General features: G+C 59.7%; 1 protein-coding gene. It reads right to left on the bottom strand.

Going from position 1 to position 253, the window contains the following annotated elements; all coding sequences use genetic code 11:
* Window positions 1–230: hypothetical protein (locus AC3II9_RS22110; RefSeq protein ID WP_489158881.1), on the bottom strand; the 230-nt coding region annotated here is incomplete at its 3' end.
* Window positions 231–253: the final 23 nt, after the last annotated feature.

Raw genomic sequence — 253 nt, 5'->3', positions numbered from 1 at the left:
AACCGCTTCCGCAACAGCGACTTGTTTGCGAGCCAGTCGAGGGCGTTAGCGTAACCCAACTCCATGACGGCGGCATTGCGCTCTTCCGCCCGGTCGTATTCGTTGCCCTCCTCGACAATGTTCTCGCGGAACTTGTCGCGGACGAGCGTTGCATCGGCCTTCAACCGCTCTTCGACCTGTTCGGAATTGCCCACAAGTGTGGTTGCGGAGGCATTGCCGCCCAGAACCATGTCGGGTTCCACACTCGTGGAAG

The sequence above is a fragment of the Lysinibacillus sp. RU7 genome (assembly GCF_057837305.1).
This window is presented reverse-complemented; position numbering and strand designations above follow the sequence as displayed.